The 20085-nt window shown below is 72.2% G+C and carries 21 protein-coding genes; 12 read left to right on the top strand and 9 right to left on the bottom strand.

The window, feature by feature from the left end; translation table 11 throughout:
• Nucleotides 1-53: 53 nt before the first annotated feature.
• Complete coding sequence (locus tag CD790_RS34720; RefSeq protein WP_186319126.1) at nt 54-194, bottom strand: hypothetical protein; 141 nt, start codon at nt 192-194, stop codon at nt 54-56.
• Here CD790_RS34720 and CD790_RS35975 point away from each other — a divergent pair.
• From CD790_RS35975 to CD790_RS19220, 3 genes are all read left to right on the top strand, one after another.
• Nucleotides 193-315, top strand: coding sequence for an SGM_5486 family transporter-associated protein (locus tag CD790_RS35975; RefSeq protein WP_260867716.1), 123 nt, complete (start codon nt 193-195; stop codon nt 313-315). The two genes, CD790_RS34720 and CD790_RS35975, sit on opposite strands and share 2 nt — an antisense overlap.
• A 182-nt stretch (nt 316-497) precedes the next feature.
• The gene (locus tag CD790_RS19225; RefSeq protein ID WP_144384523.1) at nt 498-725 is read left to right on the top strand and encodes a hypothetical protein; all 228 of its coding nucleotides are present in this window, start codon (nt 498-500) and stop codon (nt 723-725) included.
• Nucleotides 726-801: 76 nt separating this feature from the next.
• Nucleotides 802-1320: a histidine phosphatase family protein gene (locus tag CD790_RS19220; RefSeq protein ID WP_144384522.1), complete on the top strand. Its 519-nt coding sequence runs from the start codon at nt 802-804 to the stop codon at nt 1318-1320.
• Between the two features lie 187 nt (nt 1321-1507).
• Here the strand turns inward: CD790_RS19220 and serB are convergent, their stop codons facing one another.
• Together serB and CD790_RS34715 are read right to left on the bottom strand one after the other, a co-directional pair.
• Nucleotides 1508-2749 (bottom strand): phosphoserine phosphatase SerB, encoded by a 1242-nt coding sequence (gene serB, locus CD790_RS19215; RefSeq protein WP_144384521.1) that lies wholly within the window; start codon nt 2747-2749, stop codon nt 1508-1510.
• 369 nt (nt 2750-3118) lie between these two features.
• Entirely contained in the window at nt 3119-5419 is a 2301-nt protein-coding gene (locus CD790_RS34715; RefSeq protein WP_186319125.1) for a streptophobe family protein, read from the bottom strand.
• Between the two features lie 263 nt (nt 5420-5682).
• Here CD790_RS34715 and CD790_RS19205 point away from each other — a divergent pair, with 263 nt between their 5' ends.
• Complete coding sequence (locus CD790_RS19205) at nt 5683-8427, top strand: FHA domain-containing protein (RefSeq protein WP_144384520.1); 2745 nt, start codon at nt 5683-5685, stop codon at nt 8425-8427.
• Between the two features lie 137 nt (nt 8428-8564).
• Here the strand turns inward: CD790_RS19205 and CD790_RS19200 are convergent, their stop codons facing one another.
• The gene (locus CD790_RS19200) at nt 8565-9341 is read right to left on the bottom strand and encodes a transglycosylase SLT domain-containing protein (protein WP_144384519.1); all 777 of its coding nucleotides are present in this window, start codon (nt 9339-9341) and stop codon (nt 8565-8567) included.
• 353 nt (nt 9342-9694) lie between these two features.
• Nucleotides 9695-10396, bottom strand: coding sequence for a nitroreductase family protein (locus CD790_RS19195; protein WP_186319124.1), 702 nt, complete (start codon nt 10394-10396; stop codon nt 9695-9697).
• A gap of 140 nt (nt 10397-10536) precedes the next feature.
• Here CD790_RS19195 and CD790_RS19190 point away from each other — a divergent pair, with 140 nt between their 5' ends.
• The 3 genes from CD790_RS19190 (at nt 10537) to CD790_RS19180 (ending at nt 12774) form a co-directional block, all read left to right on the top strand.
• Nucleotides 10537-11697 (top strand): GAF domain-containing sensor histidine kinase, encoded by a 1161-nt coding sequence (locus CD790_RS19190; RefSeq protein ID WP_144384518.1) that lies wholly within the window; start codon nt 10537-10539, stop codon nt 11695-11697.
• Nucleotides 11690-12337 (top strand): response regulator transcription factor, encoded by a 648-nt coding sequence (locus tag CD790_RS19185; RefSeq protein WP_144384517.1) that lies wholly within the window; start codon nt 11690-11692, stop codon nt 12335-12337. Before CD790_RS19190 ends, CD790_RS19185 begins: the two co-directional genes overlap by 8 nt.
• Nucleotides 12338-12525: 188 nt before the next feature.
• A complete protein-coding gene (locus tag CD790_RS19180) occupies nt 12526-12774 on the top strand; it encodes a chaplin (protein WP_144384790.1) in 249 nt (82 codons plus the stop codon).
• A 306-nt stretch (nt 12775-13080) separates the two neighbouring features.
• Here CD790_RS19180 and CD790_RS19175 read toward each other — a convergent pair whose 3' ends face one another.
• Entirely contained in the window at nt 13081-13878 is a 798-nt protein-coding gene (locus CD790_RS19175; protein WP_144384516.1) for a hypothetical protein, read from the bottom strand.
• 110 nt (nt 13879-13988) lie between these two features.
• On the opposite strand from CD790_RS19175, the gene CD790_RS19170 reads away from it, so the two are divergent.
• From CD790_RS19170 to CD790_RS19160, 3 genes are all read left to right on the top strand, one after another.
• The gene (locus CD790_RS19170; RefSeq protein ID WP_144384515.1) at nt 13989-14783 is read left to right on the top strand and encodes an ABC transporter ATP-binding protein; all 795 of its coding nucleotides are present in this window, start codon (nt 13989-13991) and stop codon (nt 14781-14783) included.
• Nucleotides 14784-14838: 55 nt separating this feature from the next.
• Complete coding sequence (locus CD790_RS19165; RefSeq protein WP_144384514.1) at nt 14839-15261, top strand: NfeD family protein; 423 nt, start codon at nt 14839-14841, stop codon at nt 15259-15261.
• Nucleotides 15262-15371: 110 nt separating this feature from the next.
• Complete coding sequence (locus tag CD790_RS19160; RefSeq protein WP_144384513.1) at nt 15372-16310, top strand: SPFH domain-containing protein; 939 nt, start codon at nt 15372-15374, stop codon at nt 16308-16310.
• 19 nt (nt 16311-16329) lie between these two features.
• On the opposite strand, the gene CD790_RS19155 is transcribed toward CD790_RS19160, so the two are convergent.
• Nucleotides 16330-16845: an HNH endonuclease gene (locus tag CD790_RS19155; RefSeq protein ID WP_144384512.1), complete on the bottom strand. Its 516-nt coding sequence runs from the start codon at nt 16843-16845 to the stop codon at nt 16330-16332.
• Between the two features lie 146 nt (nt 16846-16991).
• On the bottom strand, nt 16992-17531 hold the full coding sequence (locus CD790_RS19150) for a YbhB/YbcL family Raf kinase inhibitor-like protein (RefSeq protein WP_144384511.1): 540 nt from the start codon (nt 17529-17531) through the stop codon (nt 16992-16994).
• A 138-nt stretch (nt 17532-17669) separates the two neighbouring features.
• On the opposite strand from CD790_RS19150, the gene CD790_RS19145 reads away from it, so the two are divergent.
• Nucleotides 17670-18002, top strand: coding sequence for a barstar family protein (locus CD790_RS19145; RefSeq protein ID WP_144384510.1), 333 nt, complete (start codon nt 17670-17672; stop codon nt 18000-18002).
• A gap of 102 nt (nt 18003-18104) precedes the next feature.
• On the opposite strand, the gene CD790_RS19140 is transcribed toward CD790_RS19145, so the two are convergent.
• Nucleotides 18105-18887 (bottom strand): sporulation protein, encoded by a 783-nt coding sequence (locus CD790_RS19140; RefSeq protein WP_144384509.1) that lies wholly within the window; start codon nt 18885-18887, stop codon nt 18105-18107.
• 165 nt (nt 18888-19052) lie between these two features.
• On the opposite strand from CD790_RS19140, the gene CD790_RS19135 reads away from it, so the two are divergent.
• Complete coding sequence (locus tag CD790_RS19135) at nt 19053-19715, top strand: DNA-3-methyladenine glycosylase (protein WP_144384508.1); 663 nt, start codon at nt 19053-19055, stop codon at nt 19713-19715.
• Nucleotides 19716-20085 lie beyond the last annotated feature (370 nt).

Raw genomic sequence — 20085 nt, 5'->3', positions numbered from 1 at the left:
GGGGACGAAGAAGCCGTACCGCCGCGTCGGGGACGAAGCCGTGAGGGTGCCCCCTACGGCGTAGTGGGCGTGCCGGTGGAGTGGCGCGGCTCCGCGCGGGCCCGGGTGCCGGCCGGCCCCAGCACCCCGGGCCCGGTGATCCGGCGGGTGCCCCGGTCGAAGTCGGTGCGCGGAGTTTGGGACACTTGAGCCATGTCGTCTCCTGTGCTCGACCCGAATCCGCAGAACGGTCACAAGAAGCTGCTCACCATTCTCGGTGTGATGCTGCTGGTCACCGTCGTCATCGGGGTCATCGCGACCATCGCCTCGCCCTGACCGATTCCCCCCGGATGGGGCGCGCCCGCGGGTGCCGCCCCGGGGCGGTGGTGGGGTTAACCCCACCACCCTTAGGGGGGTTGAGTCAGGGGTCAGTAGGTGGCTCACCGGATGGGATCGGCGGGTCGGGCTCCTTAGGCTCGAAGAGCCACAGCGTCCAGCCCGCACCCGGAGGCGATCCGATGTCCGCACCGACCGCTCGCCCGTACCCCCGGTCCATACCCCCGGTCCGTTCGGCGTCCGGTGGTGTGTCGACCCGGCTGCCGTGGTGGGCCGTGGCGCTGCCCGCCGTCGCCTTCGTCGCGCTGCTGCTGCTCATCGCGGGCCCCGCGGACGCACAGGCCGCCAGCGAGTCCGGTGTCCTCTCGCACGTCGTCGGGATGGTGCGGGACGTCGTGCCGCACCAGTAGCCGCACCGTTCCCGGCGGTGCGGAGCGTCCTCAACACCCCGCGCCACGCAGCGCTTTTCGTGCGAAGCTGGGACCCATGAGCGTCGATGTACCCCGCAGGATCGTCCTACTCCGACACGCCAAGGCCGACTGGGCCGAGGAATCCGATCATGAGCGCCCGCTCGCCGAGCGCGGACGCAAAGACGCCCCGGTGGCCGGGCGCTGGCTCGCCGGGGCCGGCATCACTCCCGATCTCACCCTGTGCTCCACCGCCCTCCGCACCCGCGAGACCTGGAAGCTGGTGGTGTCCGAGCTGCCCCAGCGCCCCAAGACGGTCTACGAGGAGCGGCTGTACGAGGCTTCGCTGGGGGAGCTGATCGCGCTGCTGAACGAGACCTCTGACGAGGTCAAGGACCTGATGGTGGTCGGCCACAACCCCGGTGTGCACGCGCTGGCCGACGCCCTGGCGGGTGAGGCGGAGGGGGATCTGCTGGCCCGGATGAACCGGAGCGGCTTCCCCACCTCCGCCATCGCGGTGCTGACCTTCGACGGCTCGTGGAAGTCGGTGGAGCACGGAGTCGGCCGCCTGGTCGCCTTCTGGTCCCCGCACGCCTGAGCCACGCGCCGCGGATCCCCGCGTGCAGTGCCTGAGCGGCCGGACCGTGCGGGAAGTGGGCCGGTGACGTGGGCCGGCCTCCACCCCGGTGGAGGCCGGCCCACATACGTCTCCGACGACATCCCGGCCCGACCACTCGACCGGATGCCACCCCGACCGGCCGTCCGTCGACCGACGGGATCCCGGGTCAGTCGGCGTGGGTCTCCGCCGCCTCGACCTCGTCGCGGGTGATGCCCAGCAGATAGAGCACCGTGTCCAGGAACGGCACGTTCACCGCGGTGTGCGCGGCCTCCCGCACCACCGGCTTGGCGTTGAAGGCCACCCCGAGCCCGGCGGCGTTCAGCATGTCCAGGTCGTTGGCGCCGTCGCCGATCGCCACCGTCTGGGACAGCGGCACCCCGGCCTCCGCCGCGAACCGCCGCAGCAGCCGGGCCTTGCCCTCCCGGTCCACCACCTCCCCGACCACGCGGCCGGTCAGCTTGCCGTCCACCACCTCCAGGGTGTTGGCGGAGGCGAAGTCCAGGCCCAGCCGCTCCTTCAGGTCGTCGGTCACCTGGGTGAAGCCACCGGAGACCACGCCCACCTGGAAGCCGAGCAGCTTGAGGGTACGGATGAGGGTCCGCGCGCCGGGGGTGAGCCGCACCTCGGCGCGCACCTTCTCCACCACCGACTCGTCGATGCCCTTCAGCAGCGCGACCCGCGCGTGCAGCGACTGCTCGAAGTCCAGCTCGCCGCGCATCGCCTGCGCGGTGACCTTCGCGACCTCGGCCTCGCAGCCCGCGTGCGCCGCGAAGAGCTCGATCACCTCGTCCTGGATCAGCGTGGAGTCCACGTCCATGACCACCAGGCGCTGCGCCCGGCGCTGGAGGCCGGAGGCGACGACGGCGACATCGACGCCCAGGGCCGCGGCCTCGGTCGCCAGCGCGGTGCGCAGCGGCTCGGTCGCGACCCCGGAGACCTCGAACTCCACCGCGGTCACGGGGTACTTCGCGAGTCGGAAGATGCGGTCGATATTGCCGCCCGTGCCGGTGATACGGGCCGCGATGGCGGCCGTCGACTCGGCGGTCAGGGGATGTCCGAGCACGGTGACGTGCGAGCGTCCGACACCGCGCGGCCGGTTGTCGCCGCGGCCGGAGATGATCTCCGCCTGGAGCCGCAGCGACTCGGCCCAGCTGTGCACGGTCGCCCGCAGATCGCCCTCGGCCGCGCCGCTGCCGCGGCCCGGTGGGGCGGTCACCAGCACGCACAGCACTATGCGGCCTCGGGTGACGACTTGCTCGATGTCCACGACGTCCACGTCGAAGGCGGCGAGGGTGTCGAAGAGCCCGGCGGTGATGCCTGGACGGTCCTTGCCGAAGATCTTGACAAGGAGGGTCGGTACATCGTCGCCCGGAACGGCGGTGGCAGGTGGGATCTGCGATGCGCTCATGGTCATTCCACCGTATAGGGCCGCCCGAGTGGCTCGTCCGGCTGTCCGCCCAACGGACATGCGTGCGGGGGCGACTGTTCTACGGACGGTCATCGTACGGCTACGTAGACGTGTGAAAGCGGAGGGGGTGCCCCGGTTCGGCGGTCGGGGCCTTTCTCCGGGAAGCGCGCTGGACGCCGGGGCCACGGAGAAGGACCTGTCGGATCGCGCCGGAGCGGCCCGCGCGTCGCATTTCCTGCTCGCCCCTTCCGGCCCTGCGTGGGGCGGGTAGCCGGTTGCGGGGCCGGGTGGGGCGCCGACACCGGCCGGGAGCGGGACGCTCGGCCCTGCGCCCGGGGGCGGGTGCCCCTCGGGGCCGGCTCGGGACGCTCAGCCCCGGCTTCCCGGACGGTCCGGCGGCGGGCCTTCCTCCGGGGGGTGCTCGGGGCCGGCCCCCGGTCGCGGGCGGCGGCGCGGCGGCGGCATCGGGGCGCCCGCCTGTGTCGGTGCGCCGTGCGGGAAGCCGTCGGCCGCCGGTGCGCCGTACCCCCCGTACGCGGCGTCCCCGCCGGGCCGACCGGGGCCGTGTGGCGGCGGCTGATGCCCGCCCGGGCCTGCCGGTGCCGGCCCTGGGCTGGCCGGATGTGACCCCGGGGCCCCCGGTCGCGCCCCCGGACCGGCCGGTTGTGCCCTCGGGTCCCCCGGCCGTGGCCACGGTCCGGCCGGTTGTGCCCACGGGCCCGCCGGTGCTGCCCCTGGGCCCGCCGGCCACCCCTGCGGGTTCGCCGGCCGGGCTTCTTGCCCCGGCGGCCGAGCGCTCGCCTCCGACGCCGGCGAGCCCGCGCCCCGTGGCCGGGCTCCGGGGCCCGACGCCCACGCCTGCTGGTCCCGGGTCCACGCTTCCGGATCCGGCGTCCACGGTTCGGGGGACGGCGTCCACGGTTCGGGGAGGGGCGCCCACGCTCCCGGGGCCGGGGCCGGGGACCAGTCGTACTGCGGTGGCGGTGGCGGTGGCGGGACCGGGTCCACCGGTCGCAGATAGGGGTTGGTCTCGTCGTGGGACGGGCGGTAGACGGGGGAGGGGCGGTACGGGCCCGGGCCATAGGCGAGGTCGGGGTAGGTGCGCGCGCCACCTCCGCCGGCGGCGCCCATCGCGCCGAAACCACCGGGTCCACCGGTCCCGCCGAACGCACCGGCGGCACCGGCGGCACCGGCCGCACCGGCCGCGCCCGCCCCGCCGCCCGCCCCCGCCCCGGCGGCCTCGGCGGGCCAGGTCGCGATCCCACGGGCGAAGGCCGAGGCGCGCCCGCCGGCGGCGCCCGTGGCGCGGGCCAGGAGGGCCCCGACGGCGCCCGCCGCGACCCCCCAGGCCGCGCCGATGGGCAGCGCGTGCGCCACCTCGCCGTGCAGGTCGAGCCCGGCGCCGAAGGCGTCGAAGCCCAGCACCGACAGCTCCGCGCCCGCCGACACCTCCGTGAGCCACACCAGCAGCGGGAGCACGAGCGCGGTGCCGAGGCCCAGCCGCAGCGCGCACCGGCCCGCGAATCCGAGGACGCCCGTGTCCCGTGGCGCGCCGGGGGCGCGCAGCGGGGTGCGGGCCGCGGTGAGCACCCCGGCGGTGAGCATCAGCAGCGCGCAGCCGACGGCCAGCAGCCACACCCGGTCGTCCAGGTCGGCCAGCCGCCGCAAGGTGATGGCCGAGTCGCCGTCCGCGCCGAGCAGCTCGTCGATCGGGTCGGGCAGCACCCGGACGAGCGCTCCGGTGGCGGTGCCCTGCCATGGCACGAACAGCCCCAGCGGCACCCCGAGCCAGACCCCGTTCGGGGCGCCGAGCAGCGTCGCCCCGAGCACCAGTCGGGGGTGGTCGTCGTCGACGGCGGCGAAGACCCCGGCGGCCGCGCCGGCCAGGACGGCGAGCGCGAGCACCGCGCACAGCGCGGAGACGGCGGGCCGCACGGTGCGGTGCAACCCCTCCCAGCCGCGCGGCAGCGGGGTGTGACGGGCCGCGAGCACCGTGAGGAGCAGCACCGCGAGGACCCAGCCGGTGCCGCGGAGCAGCGATTCGCCCGCGTTGACCGTGAAGCCCACCTTGGCCTGCGCGTCGGCGAGGTCGACCAGCTTCTCCGGCAGCAGCCCGCCGCCGATGCCCGCGATGTCGCCGAGCTCGTCCGGCAGTCGGTCCAGCAGCCCGCCGGCCCCGCCGTCCGTGCCGTTCCCGCCTCCGCCGTCACCGCCGCCGATGCCCAGCTCTTCGAGGTCGAGGGTGGAGCCGTCGATGGTGACCGTGTCGTCGCCCGCCCAGACGAGCCCGGCGAGCAACAGCACGAACAGCGTCGTCACCGCGCCCGCCCGCGCCGCCAGTTCGCGCCGGCCGAGCACCGGCCCCGCGCCGCGCAGCGACCGCGCGAAGAGCCACCCGAGGAGGAGCGCGCCGAGCAGGCTCACGCCCAGCGGCGCGAGGTCGATGGCGGTGTGCGCCCGCGCGCCCTCCAGCCCGAAGACCCGCACATCGCCTGACGGTGTGACGGAACCGCCCACCGCGAGCACCACCGCGGCGGCGGTCATCGGCCCCAGCGAGCCCGCGCCATCGGCGCCGATCAGACGCAGGCCGAGCGCGGCGACGCCCGCCATGGCGAGGAAGGACCAGCCCACGGCAGCGACCGCGGCGAGCAACAGCTCGCCCCAGGGCACCCTTCCGCCGCTCCTCGCCGCCATCCCGATCCCCCCGATCGATGCGAGATGCCCGGATGATCATGATCCGTACCATCCGTGCCCGCTTCTACTTTCCGGGGGTCTTTCGGATGCGTCAACGCCGCCTGATACGTGTCTGCTACATGCCTGATACCGACCCTTGCCAATGCCCGACTTCCGGTTCATGGACTGAGCCTGAAATAGTTCCTCACGATGTTCGCCATCCCTAGACTCCCTGTACGGGGTCGCTCGGGGGACAATTAGTGGGGCATGGAGTGCCGGAACTCGTACTGGAATTGAACGGACAGACCTGGACACTTGATCCATCCAGGTCATACAGCCTTGGGCGGGATCCGCAGGGCGACATGGTGTTCGACGACGCCAGAGTCTCCTGGCGGCACGCCACCGTGCGCTGGGGCGGACGCAGTTGGGTCATCGAGGATCACGGCAGCACCAACGGCACCTACATGCAGGGCCAGCGGATCCACCAGATGGAAATCGGCCCCGGTTCGGCGGTGCATCTCGGCAACGCCACCGACGGCCCGCGGCTGAACTTCTCCGGCGGCGCCGGTGCCGACGCCGGATCCGGCGGCTACGCCATACCGAACGCGATGGCCGCGCAGCAGCACGCCCAGGCGCAGCCGCACCCGCAGCCGCATCCGCAGGGCCACGCGCAGCCGCAGGGTCAGGCCCAGGGCCACGCCCAGCCACAGGGCCATGCCCAGCCCCACGCCCAGTACGCCCAGCAGGCGCCGGTCCATCCGCAGCAGCCGCAGCCCGGCCCGGCCGGCTGGGGCCAGCAGCCGCAGCAGCAGGCGCAGAAGCAGCAGCCGTACCAGCAGCAGGCTCCGCAGGGCTGGCAGCAGCCCCAGCAGCCCCAGCCCCACCCGGGCCAGGGTCAGGGGCAGCAGCCGTATGTGCCGCCGCAGCAGCAACAGCCGCAGGCCGCGCCGCGGCAGGGCGCGGACCCGGCGCGGCACGGGGGCGCCGCCGGTGCCGCGCCGGTCTACGGCGACCGCAGCCCGACCACCTTCCACCAGCTCGCCGTCGGCCGGGTGATGCGCATCGGTCGTGCGCTGGAGAACGAGCTGGTCGTCTCCGACCTCCAGGTCTCCCGCCACCACGCCGAGTTCCGCGCGCTGCCCGACGGCCGGTTCGAGATCGTCGACCTCGGCAGCCACAACGGCACGTATGTCAACGGTCAGCCGGTCCGACAGCAGGTCATCGGCCCCAGTGACATCGTCGGCGTCGGTCACTCCACCTTCCGGCTGGTCGGCGACCGCCTTGAGGAGTTCGTCGACACCGGTGAGGTCTCCTTCTCGGCCCGCCATCTGACGGTGACCGTCGACGGCGGCAAGCAGATCCTCAAGGACGTCTCCTTCGGCGTCCCCGAGAAGTCGCTGGTCGCGGTCATCGGCCCGTCCGGTTCCGGCAAGTCCACGCTGCTGCGCGCGCTCACCGGCTACCGCCCCGCCAACCAGGGCGAGGTCCTCTACGACAACCGGAACCTGTACCGGCAGTTCGCCGAGCTGCGGCAGCGCATCGGTCTGGTCCCGCAGGACGACATCCTGCACAAGGAGCTGACGGTCCGCACCGCGCTCAAGTACGCGGCCAAGCTCCGCTTCCCCGGCGACACCGCCGGGGCGGAGCGCGAGGCCCGTATCGACGAGGTGCTGCGCGAGCTCAAGCTCGACATCCACAAGGACAAGAAGGTCACCTCGCTCTCCGGCGGTCAGCGCAAGCGCGTCTCGGTCGCCCTGGAGCTGCTCACCAAGCCCTCGCTGATCTTCCTGGACGAGCCCACCTCCGGCCTCGACCCGGGCATGGACCGCGATGTGATGCAGCTGCTGCGCGGTCTGGCCGACGACGGCCGCACGGTGCTGGTGGTCACCCACTCCGTGGCCGAGCTGGCGCTGTGCGACAAGCTCCTGGTGATGGCCCCGGGCGGCTCGGTGGCGTACTTCGGCCCGCCGGACGAGGCGCTGAACTTCTTCGGCTACGAGACCTGGGCCGACGTCTTCTCCAACTTCGAGAACTACCGCGACTACGACTGGGCCGGCCGCTGGCGCGGCTCTCGGCACTACCAGATGTACGCGGCCGACCTCGACGCGGTCGCCCCGCAGTCCGTGCACGTCCAGCCGCCGCCGGCCCGGGTGCAGAAGCCGCAGAGCTGGGGCTCCCAGCTGTGGACCCTGATCCGCCGCTACTCCTCGGTGATCGCCTCCGACCGCGGCTTCCTGGCACTGATGCTGATCCTGCCCGCCGTCCTCGGCGGGGTCTCGGTGGTCATCCCCTCCGACTTCGGGTTGACCAAGGCGCCGAAGGGCCAGTTCAACCAGGACGCGGGCACGATCATCCTGATCCTCGTGGTCGGCATGTGCTTCTCCGGCGCCGCCAACTCCGTACGAGAGTTGATCAAGGAACGGGTCATCTACGAACGGGAACGGGCCGTCGGCCTGTCCCGGTCGGCGTACCTGATGTCCAAGGTGATCGTCCTCGGCGTGATCACCGCCTTCCAGGGCGTGATCATCTGCGCCATCGGCTTCTCCACCCGCAAGCTGCCGGAGGAGGGGCTGATCCTGCCCCCTGCCGCCGAGCTGTGCCTGGCGGTCATCGCGATCGGCTTCACCTCGATGATGTTCGGCCTGGTGATCTCCTCGCTGGTGAAGACCGCCGAGAAGACCATGCCGCTGCTGGTGATGTTCGCGATCGTCCAGGTCGTCTTCACCGGCATCCTGTTCCAGATCTTCGGCTCGCCGGGCATCGAGCAGTTCGCCTGGCTGATGCCGTCCCGCTGGGCGGTCGGCGCGGCCGGCGCCACGCTGGACCTCTCGCACATGATGGCCCCGTGGGACCGCAAGAAGCCCGGCGAGCTCGACCCGCTGTGGGAGGCCACCGCCACCCAGTGGACCATCGACATGCTGGTGCTCATCGCGATCGGCGTCGCCTGCGGCATCGCCGTGGCACGACTGCTGCGGCGCCATGAGCCGGAGGTCATGCGCAAGTAGTCGGAGCGGTCGCGGTCCGCGTCGGAGTGGTCGTGGCTCGCGCGCGCACGACGAAGGGCGGCACCCCACAGGGGGTGCCGCCCTTCCGCGTCATGGCGCGGGCCCGCAGGAGGCGTGGGCCCGAGGGGCCGGACGGATCAGTACGCCGAGTTGACGTTGTCCATCGAGCCGTAGCGGTCGGCCGCGTAGTTGCAGGCCGCGGTGATGTTGGCGACCGGGTCGTAGATGTCCCAGGAGGTGCCCTCGACGTGGTACGCCTTGAAGGTCGGGTCGATCACCTGGAGCAGGCCCTTGGACGGGATGCCGTTGATCGCGTTGATGTCCCAGTTGTTGATGGCGCGCGGGTTGCCGGACGACTCACGCATGATGTTGCGGTAGATGCCGTCGTAGCTGCCCGGGATGCCCTTGTCCTTCATGATGTCGAGGGACTGTCGGATCCAGCCGTCCAGGTTGTTGGCGTAGGTCGGCTTGGGGGCCGGAGCCGGGGCGACGGGGGCCGGAGCCGGGGCCGGAGCGGCCACCGGGGCCTCGGCGGGCTTCGGCGCGGCGACCGGCGCACGCTCGGCGGAGCGGCTCGCGGCCTCGCGCTCGCGGTCGGCCTTGGCCTTGGCCTCGGCGGCCTTCCTGGCCTCCTCGGCCTTCTTCGCCGCGGCCTCTTCCTCGGCCTGCTTGGCGTGCAGCGCGGTCTGCTGGGTCAGGCTGTCCTTCTGGATCTTGCCGTACGTCGACGAGGTCAGCGCGACCGGCTCGGCGGAGAGCGCCTGAGCGTTCGGCTGGGCGTCGGCGGTGCCGCCGGGGACGACGGCGAAGGCGAGGGCGGCGGCGCCGGCCGTGGCGATGCCCGCGGCGGAGAACTTGTGGGACTTGGTCAGACGGCTAAAACCGGGGATGCTCGGAATGCTGGGGACGGGCATGAGCGGAGTAGTCCTCTTTCCAATCGCTTGAGTCACCGGCCGGAGCGGATCGGCGCGAAAAAAGCGCCGCGTCTCGATCGACGGCGCCGTGGCGACTTCGGCAATTGTTAGCGGCCGCAAAATCCCGTGGCAATCATGTGACCTACGAAGGGGCTTAGTGGGACGGGGGCCCGCCGGAGGCCGTCCAGGGGGCCCCAATCTCCCCTTACGGGGACTTTAGACCTCTCCTAAGCTCCTTCGTACGTGATCTGGGTCCTATGCGCGGGCTCACACGGGGCGGCCCCGCATCTCGCTCGATGTGCTCATGCGAACACGCGATGGCGGATACCCGGGCTCGCTTCCCGCCATGCCTCTCACACCTCGACGATCACCTGGTCCAGGGACTTGCGCACCAGGTCCGGAACCACGCAGTCGGCCGCCGGGTAGCCCACCGGGATGACCGCGAAGCCCTTCTCGTTCCGCGGCCGCCCCAGCGCCTCGGACAGGAAGCGCATCGGGCTGGGGGTGTGCACCAGTGCCGCCAGCCCCGCCAGGTGCAGCGCGGAGAGCAGCATCCCGACCGCGATCCCCACCGACTCGTCCACGTAGTAGTGCTTGCGCCGCTCCCCGTCCGGCCCCAGCCAGTAGCGCTGCTGGAAGACCACGATCAGCTGCGGGGCGTCGGTCAGATGCGGCTTGACCTCGTCCGTCCCGAGCGGCCGCAGGGCCGCCAGCCACTCCTCGCCGAGCCGCCCCGCGTAGGAGGCCCGCTCCTCGGCCTCGGCGGCCTCCCGGATCCGTCGCCGCACCTCCGCGTCCTTCACCAGGACGAACGTCCACGGCTGCTGATGCGCCCCGGACGGCGCGGTGGCGGCGCAGGCGATGGCGTCCCGCACCACCTGCTCCGGCACCGGGTCGGGCGAGAACCGCCGTACGGTCCTGCGCCGCTCCATCCGTTCCCGCAGCTCGGCCGCGCGGGCCAGCGACTCGGCGGCGGGCATCCGCTCCGGACGGTAGGGGATCGGGCGATAGGGATCGCCGTGCGTCGGCGTCCAGCTCCTCATTGGTATGGACATGTAAAGATGGTGAACCCGGAGGGCGCCCCCGCGGGCCGGAATCGCCGAATCGGCCGGCCCTTCCGCCCTAGGTCGCGGGACCCGGTCGGGCGCGGCCGCGGGCCGATACACCGGTCTGAACCCGCCGGTACGGTGATCTCATGAACACAGGACCGGGCAGTGATCCCGGGGCCGTCCTGGCGAGCGTGAGCAGCGCACTCCTCGACATGAACCGGCAGCTCGAAGTGCGGGACGTCCTGCAGACCATCGTCCGCTCGGCGCGCGAGGTCCTCGACGCCGAGTACGCGGCCCTCGGCGTCCCCGACGACCACGGCGGCTTCGCGCAGTTCGTCGTCGACGGCGTCAGCGAGGAGCAGTGGAAGGCCATCGGCCCGCTGCCCCGCCAGCACGGCATCCTCGCCGCGATGCTCCAGGACGCCACCCCGCAGCGGCTCGCCGACGTCCGCGAGGACCCCCGGTTCGAGGGCTGGCCCGCCGCCCACCCCGACATGTCCGACTTCCTCGGACTGCCGGTCGCCGACGGCGACGAGGTGATCGCCGCGCTCTTCCTCGCCAACAAGAGGTGCCCCAAGCCCGAGGGCGGCTGTGGCTTCACCGAGCGGGACGAGGAACTGCTGCGCATCCTCGCCCAGCACGCGGCCATCGCCCTCACCAACGCCCGGCTGTACGAGCGCAGCCGCGAGCTGACCATCGCCGGCGAGCGCGCCCGGCTCGCCCACGAGCTGCACGACGCCGTCTCACAGAAGCTCTTCTCGCTGCGGCTGACGGCCCAGGCCGCCACCGCCCTGGTGGACCGCGACCCCGCCCGCGCCAAACAGGAGCTGCACCAGGTGGCCGCGCTCGCCGCGGAGGCCGCCGACGAGCTGCGCGCCGCCGTCGTCGAGCTGCGCCCCGCCGCCCTCGACGAGGACGGCCTGGTCGCCACCCTGCGCACCCAGATCCAGGTGCTCGACCGTGCCCACACCGCCCGGGTCGGCTTCACCTCCCACGGCGTGCGGGCGCTGCCCGCCGCCCAGGAGGAGGCGCTGCTGCGCGTGGCCCAGGAGGCGCTGCACAACGCGCTGCGCCACTCCGGCGCCGCCCATGTCGACGTGTCCCTCGTGCGCCGGGGCCCCAGCGGCGCCCTGCTGCGCGTGGCCGACGACGGCGGCGGATTCGAACCGGCCACCATCCGCCGCGCCGGACGCCATCTGGGACTGGTCTCGATGCGCGACCGAGCCAGCGGGGTCGGCGGCAAGCTCACCGTGGAGTCGGCGCCCGGCAAGGGCACCGTGATCGAGATGGAGGTGCCCGGTGGCTGAGCCGGACACGATTCGGGTCCTGCTGGTCGACGACCACCAGGTCGTGCGGCGCGGGCTGCGCACGTTCCTCGAGGTCCAGGACGACATCGAGGTCGTCGGGGAGGCGTCGGACGGCGACGAGGGCGTCGCCGCCGCCGAGGAGCTGCGGCCCGACGTCATCCTCATGGACGTGAAGATGCCGGGCACCGACGGCATCGAGGCGCTGCGCAGGCTCCGCGAGGCCGGAAGCCGGGCGCGGGTCCTGATCGTCACCAGCTTCACCGAGCAGCGCACCGTGGTCCCCGCCCTTCGCGCGGGCGCCGCCGGCTACGTCTACAAGGACGTGGACCCCGAGGCGCTCGCCGGCGCCATCCGCTCCGTCCACGCCGGACATGTGCTGCTCCAGCCCGAGGTGGCCGGCGCGCTGCTCTCCCAGGAGGAGGCCAACGGCGGCCATGGCCGTGGCAACACCCTCACCGAGCGGGAGCGCGAGGTGCTCGCGCTGATCGCGGACGGCCGCTCCAACCGGGAGATCGCCCGCGCGCTGGTGCTGTCCGAGAAGACCGTCAAGACGCACGTCTCGAACATCCTGATGAAGCTGGACCTCGCGGACCGGACCCAGGCGGCCCTGTGGGCGGTCCGGCACGGGATAGGGGCCTGACCCGGCGCCCCACCGCCCCCCGACACGCCCTGCCACGACCCTGATACGGATTGTCGTCAGCTCAGCGGAGATTCATACCGTCGGGTGTATGTCACCCACACAGCGCATCCAGGTCGGCCGTGGGCCGTTCTTCATGGCGTGCCGCGGTGATCGGCCGCGGCTACGCGTTTCAGGAGGGTTTGAAGAAAGTGAAGAACATCAAGAAGTTCGCGGCCGTCGCGATCGCGGCGAGCGGCCTGGCCGTCGTCGGTGCCGGTGTGGCCTCCGCCTCGGACCACGGCCCGCAGGCCCAGGGCAAGGCCGTGAACTCCCCGGGTGTCGCTTCCGGCAACCTCGTTCAGGAGCCGGTCGACGCCCCGGTCAACGTGGGGGGCAACACCGTCACCGTGGTCGGTGCCGGCAACAGCGCCTACGACAACCTGAACGTCAACCACTGACGTTTCGGCGACACGCCGACCAGTCGTACCGAAGGCCCCGCGGGCGCAGCTCCCGCGGGGCCTTCGGCCGTGCGCGGCTCCCCCCCCCATGGCGCCCGGCGCTCCGCGCCCGCCGCCATGGGGGCGGCCCCTCCGTGGGCCGCATCTCGCGCGTACGGGCGATCCCGACGGCGATCAGCCCGCTCGGCGCGGTACGGCGGTGTCGAGCCGACCGCGACCGGCGGGGCCGAAGGCGACGGTGAGGGTCGGAAGGGGGCGCGGGGCCCACGGCCCCACGGCGCGGGCGCGAGCCGCGGCCCCGGACGTTCACCCCCGCTCGCGGTGCTCCACATACGCGTTGTACGCCGCCACCTGCGCCCGGCGGGCGGTGCGCTCGACCGGGCGGAGGGCCTCGGCGCGGGCGGCGATCTCGGAGGCGCTGACCGCGGCGCCGTGCTCGCGGCCGCCGCCGGCGGAGCCGTGGGCGATGTCGATGAGGGCGCCCACCCGCTGGGCGAGCTCCAACACCCGGATGGCGCGCGTGGGGTAGCCCGGCGCGAGCACCTCGCGGCCGCGCTCCGCGCGCGCCCGGTACGCCTCCAGCGCCGCCTGGGCCACCGGGCCGGACCCGGCCACGTCCAGCCGGGAGAGCACCTCCGTCGCCTCCCGCAGCGCCTCCGCCAGCTCTCGCTCCGCCTCGCCGAGGGACGGCACGTCGGCCGGCGGCGCCTCGCGCACCGGCAGACAGCGCCACACCACCTCGACGTGCACATCGCCGCGCGGCCCCGCCTCGAAGACCTCCGGCACCAGGCCCAGCGACACGCCCGAGGCGAGCACCGCCTCGCCCGCCTCCAGCGCCCGCGCGTTGAACTCCGGCGGGCCGCTCAGCCCCAGCGGGTGGCCCGGGGCCGGCAGCGCCACCCGCAGACCGGTGGCGCCGAGCGCCCGCAGCCGGCCGAGGGCCAGGGTGAGCCCGACCGGGCCGGGCTCCCCGGGGAGATCGGCGACGCGATGGGTGGCGTCTTCGCCGGTGATGCGATGAGCGGCCTCATCCGGTGAGACAAGTCCGGCAATAAGGGCATTTCCCCACGCCGCAAGGCGTCCAGAGCGAGGTTCGTCGAGCATGGCCCCAGCCTAAGGACTGGCACCGTCAGTCGGTGGCGTAGGTTTTCCCTGGGGGCTGCGCCGCCGGGCGCAAGCGACATTTCGAGACTGCAATGGGAGACAACGCGCTCATGAGCGATGTTCTGGAGCTGGTGGACGTATCAGTGGTCCGCGACGGTCGGGCTCTGGTGGACGACGTCTCCTGGTCGATCAAGGAGGGGGAGCGCTGGGTGATCCTCGGCCCCAACGGCGCCGGCAAGACCACCCTGCTGAACATCGCCTCCAGCTACCTCTACCCCACCGCCGGCACCGCCCACATCCTCGGCGAGCGACTCGGCGGCGTCGACGTCTTCGAGCTCCGCCCGCGCATCGGCATGGCCGGCATCGCCATGGCCGACAAGCTGCCCCGCAACCAGACGGTGCTGCAGACCGTGCTCACCGCCGCGTACGGCATGACCGCCGGCTGGCAGGAGGCGTACGAGGACGTCGACGAGCAGCGCGCCCGCGCCTTCCTCGACCGCCTCGGCATGAGCGACTACCTGGACCGCAGGTTCGGCACCCTCTCCGAGGGCGAGCGCAAGCGCACGCTGATCGCCCGCGCCCTGATGACCGACCCCGAGCTGCTGCTGCTCGACGAGCCCGCCGCCGGCCTCGACCTCGGCGGCCGCGAGGACCTCGTGCGTCGCCTCGGCCGGCTGGCCCGCGACCCCATCGCCCCCTCGATGATCATGGTGACCCACCATGTCGAGGAGATCGCCCCCGGCTTCACCCACGTGCTCATGATCCGCCAGGGCAAGGTGCTGGCCGCCGGACCCATCGAGACCGAGCTCAGCTCCCGCAACCTCTCCCACTGCTTCGGCCTCCCGCTGGTCGTGGAGCGCAACGGCGACCGCTGGACGGCGCAGGGCCTGCCGCTCGGTCGCTAGGGCAGCGCGGTTTCGCGCCCTGTCCCGGCCCGGCCCCGAGAACTACCATGACCATGTGGACGGATGGGTGTGGTGGCTGGTCGCCGCCGTAGGGCTGGGCATTCCCCTCGTACTGACCGCGATGCCGGAGTTCGGGATGGTGGCGGTCGGCGCGGTCGCCGCCGCCCTCACCGACGCGGTGGGCGGCGGACTCGTGCTCCAGGTAGTGGTCTTCGCCGTCGTCTCGGTCGCGTTGATCGCGGTCGTGCGCCCGATCGCCAACCGCAGCCGCCGTCAGCGCCCGGAACTGCTCAGCGGCGTCGAGGCGCTGAAGGGCCGTCAGGCGGTCGTGCTGGAACGGGTGGACGGGGACGGCGGGCGCATCAAGCTCGCCGGTGAGGTGTGGTCAGCCCGCTCGCTCGACGCCGACCAGTCGTACGAGCCGGGCCAGCAGGTGGACGTCGTGGACATCGACGGGGCGACCGCCGTCGTCATGTGAGTCGGCCGCCCGACGCGTGTCCCCGTCAAGCTGCGCGGCACGCCGCTTATCTGAAAGACTTCAACATCATCGTCCGATGGCCGGAAGCATGAAGGGCACGGGGAGCCGCTGTGGAACCGATCATCATCGTCCTGATCATCCTGGTGGTGCTCGTCTTCATCGCACTCATCAAGACGATCCAGGTCATCCCGCAGGCCAGTGCCGCGATCGTGGAGCGGTTCGGTCGCTACACGCGCACCCTCAACGCCGGCCTCAACATCGTCGTGCCGTTCATCGACTCCATCCGCAACCGCGTGGACCTGCGCGAACAGGTGGTGCCGTTCCCGCCGCAGCCGGTGATCACCCAGGACAACCTGGTCGTCAACATCGACACCGTCATCTACTACCAGGTGACCGACGCCCGCGCCGCGACCTACGAGGTCGCCAGCTTCATCCAGGCGATCGAGCAGCTCACCGTCACCACGCTCCGGAACATCATCGGCGGCATGGACCTGGAGCGCACCCTCACCTCGCGCGAGGAGATCAACGCGGCGCTGCGCGGCGTCCTGGACGAGGCCACCGGCAAGTGGGGCATCCGCGTCAACCGCGTCGAGCTCAAGGCCATCGAGCCGCCCACCTCCATCCAGGACTCGATGGAGAAGCAGATGCGCGCCGACCGTGACAAGCGCGCCGCGATCCTCCAGGCCGAGGGTGTCCGACAGTCCGAGATCCTGCGCGCCGAGGGCGAGAAGCAGTCCGCGATCCTCCGCGCCGAAGGTGAGGCCAAGGCGGCCGCGCTGCGCGCCGAGGGCGAGGCCCAGGCGATCCGCACGGTCTTCGAGTCGATCCACGCCGGCGACCCGGACCAGAAGCTGCTCTCCTACCAGTACCTCCAGATGCTGCCGAAGATCGCCGAAGGCGACGCCAACAAGCTCTGGATCGTGCCCAGCGAGATCGGAGACGCCCTCAAGGGGCTCGGCGGCGCGATCGGCAACTTCGGGCCCATGGGGGGCGGCGGCTCCGGCGGTGCCAAGGAGGCCCCGCGCCGCGAGTCGCCCACCATCGACTGAACCGGTCAGAGCCCCGCGGTCAGGCCGCGCGCGGCGTCGACGGCGCCAGCCACTCCGGCAGCTCCTCACGCCCCGCCGGCCCGAGGGCCAGCAACAGCGCGTCGGCGGGCGTCGGCTCGAAGGGCGCGCTCAGCAGCCGCATCCCCGCCTGCTCCGGGGTCCGGTCCGCCTTGCGGTGGTTGTCCTCCACGCAGGAGGCCACCGTGTTGAGCCAGGTGTCGCCGCCGCCGTGCGCGCGAGGCACCACATGGTCCACGGTCGTCGCCCGCCCTCCGCAGTACGCGCACCGGTGACGGTCCCGTATCAGCACCCCGCGCCGCGACCACGGCGCCCGTCTTCGGAACGGCACCCGCACATACCGGCTCAGCCTGATCACCCGGGGCAGCGGCAGTTCCACCTCGGCGGCGCGCACCCGCAGTCGAGGATGGGCCTGTTCGACGACGGCCTTCTCCTGCAGTACCAGTACCACCGCTCGCCGCGACGTCACCGTCGACAGCGGTTCGAAGCTCGCGTTGAGCACCAACGTCTCGCGCATCCCAGACCACCTCCCGCACCAGGCATCCCGGCCCGCCCCTGGAGGAGCGGGCCGGGATCAACTCTGGCGCGGGCGTGCGGATCCGGACAACGCAATTTAGCCGCGCCGGGCCCGCGCGACCGCGGTCAGCCGCGCGTCACCGCCGGTCAGCCCCCGGCCGGGTTCTCGTACTCACCGATCACATGGGCCCGGGCCAGGGTGTGGAAGCGCAGGTTGAACCCGACCACCGCCGGGGACACCCCGGCGTCCGGACCCAGCTTCTCGGTGTCCACGGCGTAGACCGTGAAGACATACCGGTGCGAGCCGTCGCCGGGCGGCGGCGCCGCCCCGCCGAAGTCACGCGAGCCGTAGTCGTTCCGCACATGCACCGCGCCCTGGGGCAGCCCCTTGAAGTCACCGCTGCCCGCTCCGGTCGGCAGCTCGGTGACCGACGCCGGGAGGTCGAAGAGCACCCAGTGCCAGAAGCCGCTTCCGGTCGGCGCGTCCGGGTCGAAGCACGTCACCGCGAAGCTCTTCGTCCCCTCCGGGAACCCCTCCCAGCGCAGGTGCGGCGAGAGGTTGCCCTTCGCGTACACCTGGTCGTCCTTGAGGGTGCCGCCGTCGGCCACGTCATCGCTCACCACGGTGAACGACGGCACCGGGGGATGGAAGTCATGGGGGAGCGGGCGCCGGTTCTGCTCGGACACGTCGAAACCTCCTGTTGCTCGGGAGACCGCTGGTGAAGGTCGTCCGCACGCCCGCCTTCTGACGGGCCGTATGCGTACGCCTCGCATGCGCGGCCAGCCTAGTCAGCGGACGCCCGGTGATCTGGGACGATGCCGCCCATGACCGGAGCAACGCCGGAGCCCGGCCCACACACGGCCACGCTCCACCTCGACGGCGTGTCAGACCGCGCCGGCTTCCTCGACCGGTGCGCGACGGACCTCGGCCTGCCCGACTGGTTCGGCCGCAACTGGGACGCCCTCGCCGACTGCCTGATCGACCTCTCCTGGTGGGGTGAGCCCACCGGGTACGTGCTGCGCGTGCGCGGCTGGGCGGCGTTCCGCAAGGCCGCGCCCGAAGCCGCCGAGACCGCGGCGGCCGTCCTCGAGGACGCGCTGGCGTACTGGGCCGACAGCGACACCCCGCTGACCGTGGTCTACGACCCGGCGGACTGACCGCGCCCCCGGCCGCGCGGGACCCGGAAAGGGTGCGGGGCGGGTACGGACCACAGGTCCGTACCCGCCCCGCACCCAGCCGGGAGACTCGGAACCGGTCGCTCAGAACCAGTTGCGCTTGCCGCCGACCTCGGCGAGCCACTGGTTGAGGTAGGCGGTCCAGTCGGTGCCCTGGTACGAGGAGAGGCCGACCGTGAACGAGCGGTACGAGTCGCTGCCCTCGGTGAACAGCCCCGGGCGCTTGTCCATCTCCAGCACCACGTCCATCTCGTGCCCGTCGGCGATGAAGGTCAGCTCGACCTCGTTCAGCCCGCGGTACTGCTGCGGCGCGTAGAACTCGATCTCCTGGTAGAAGGGCAGCCCCTGCCGCGTGCCACGGATGTGGCCCCGCTCCAGGTCCGCGCTCTTGAAGCGGAAGCCGAGCTGTGCGAAGGCGTCCAGGATGGCCTGCTGCGCCGGGATCGGGTGCACGTTGACCGGGTCCAGGTCACCGGAGTCCACGGCCCGCGCGATCTGCAGCTCGGTGGTCACCCCGATGTGCATGCCGGTGAGGTGGTGGCCCTGGAAGTTGGTGATCGGGGTCTCCCACGGGATCTCCAGCCCGAACTGCACCGAGTGCACCGCGCCCGGCTGCACCTCGAAGGCGCCGCCGATCTGCTGGCGGACGAACTCGATGTTCTGCTTGTGCTCCTGGTCGCCGCCCTCGACCTCGACCCGGGCCTGCAGGCCGACGGTGAGCCCCTCGATCTGCTGGGCGACCGAGCCGCCCTGGATGCGGACCTCACCCTGTACGACACCGCCGGGGACGACGTTCTCCTCGGCCAGCACCGTCTCCACCGAAGCGCCACCGGCACCCAAACTCGCGAGCAGCTTCTTGAAGCCCATGATCTGATCTTCCTCTGTCGGTCCGTTGTTGATCAGTACGAACGCGGTACCGCGCCACACGGTTCCGTGCCCGCGCCTTCGAGGTCCCACCCTTGCAGCCCGGGCCCGGCCACTCCAACCGCCCGCACGCACCTCTATGGATCCGTTGCACTACGCTCGGGCACCGTGACCGTGGCACCAGACCGTACGCCGCTCGAACGGAACTTCTTCGACCGCCCCGTACTGGAGGTCGCCCCCGATCTGCTGGGCCGCGTCCTGGTGCGGCACCACCCGGACGGGCCCATCGAGCTGAGGCTCACGGAGGTGGAGGCGTACGCCGGCCCCGCCGACCCCGGCTCGCACGCCTACCGCGGCCGCACCGAGCGCAACGCGGTGATGTTCGGGCCCCCGGGCCACGCGTACGTCTACTTCACCTACGGCATGTGGCACTGCCTGAACCTGGTGTGCGGCCCCGAGGGCAGCGCGAGCGGGGTGCTGCTGCGCGGTGGCGAGATCATCCGGGGCGAGGAACTGGCCCGCGAGCGCCGGGCGACCGCCCGCACCGCCCATGAGCTCGCCAAGGGCCCGGCGCGTCTGGCCACCGCCCTCGACGTCGACCGCGACCAGAACGGCAGCGATGTCTGCGCGGGCGCCGACGCCCCCATGGAGATCCTCGCCGGCACTCCGGTCCCCGCCACCGCGGTGCTGAACGGACCGCGCACCGGTGTCGGCGGCGACGGCGCCCACCACCCGTGGCGCTTCTGGATCGCGGGCGATCCGACGGTCAGTCCCTACCGTCCGCACACCCCGCGACGGCGCGGCTCCGGCGAGCCGCCGGCACGAACTTGACTCCGGTCCCGGGGACGCCTAACGTAGCCCGAGCCGTTTGAGACGGGCAGCACCGACGATGCCCGGCCGATGGACTCCAGAGGCCGCATCCCGGCAGCCCCAGGCGGCAAACCACTACAGAACGATTCCCGAACGGGCTCTGTTTCGGCATGCCGAAATTCGATCCGAAAGGCTCGATTAGGCGCCGGGCGGGAAATTCGCTAAAGTAGTGACCACGCCGGAAGGCGCGAAACAAACCCCCTCCAACGGGGACCGGAAACAAATTCGAACCGGGAACGGTACGAAAAAGAATCTGGTAAGGTTGGAAACACCGAAGGGAAGCGCCCGGAGGGCCCGGTGAAACGGGACCGAAGGAAGCGTCCGTTCCTTG

The sequence above is a fragment of the Streptomyces sp. SAJ15 genome (assembly GCF_007595705.1).
GTDB lineage: Bacteria > Actinomycetota > Actinomycetes > Streptomycetales > Streptomycetaceae > Streptomyces.
The sequence above is the reverse complement of the archived record's forward strand: the minus strand, read 5'-3'. Positions and strand labels throughout refer to the sequence as shown.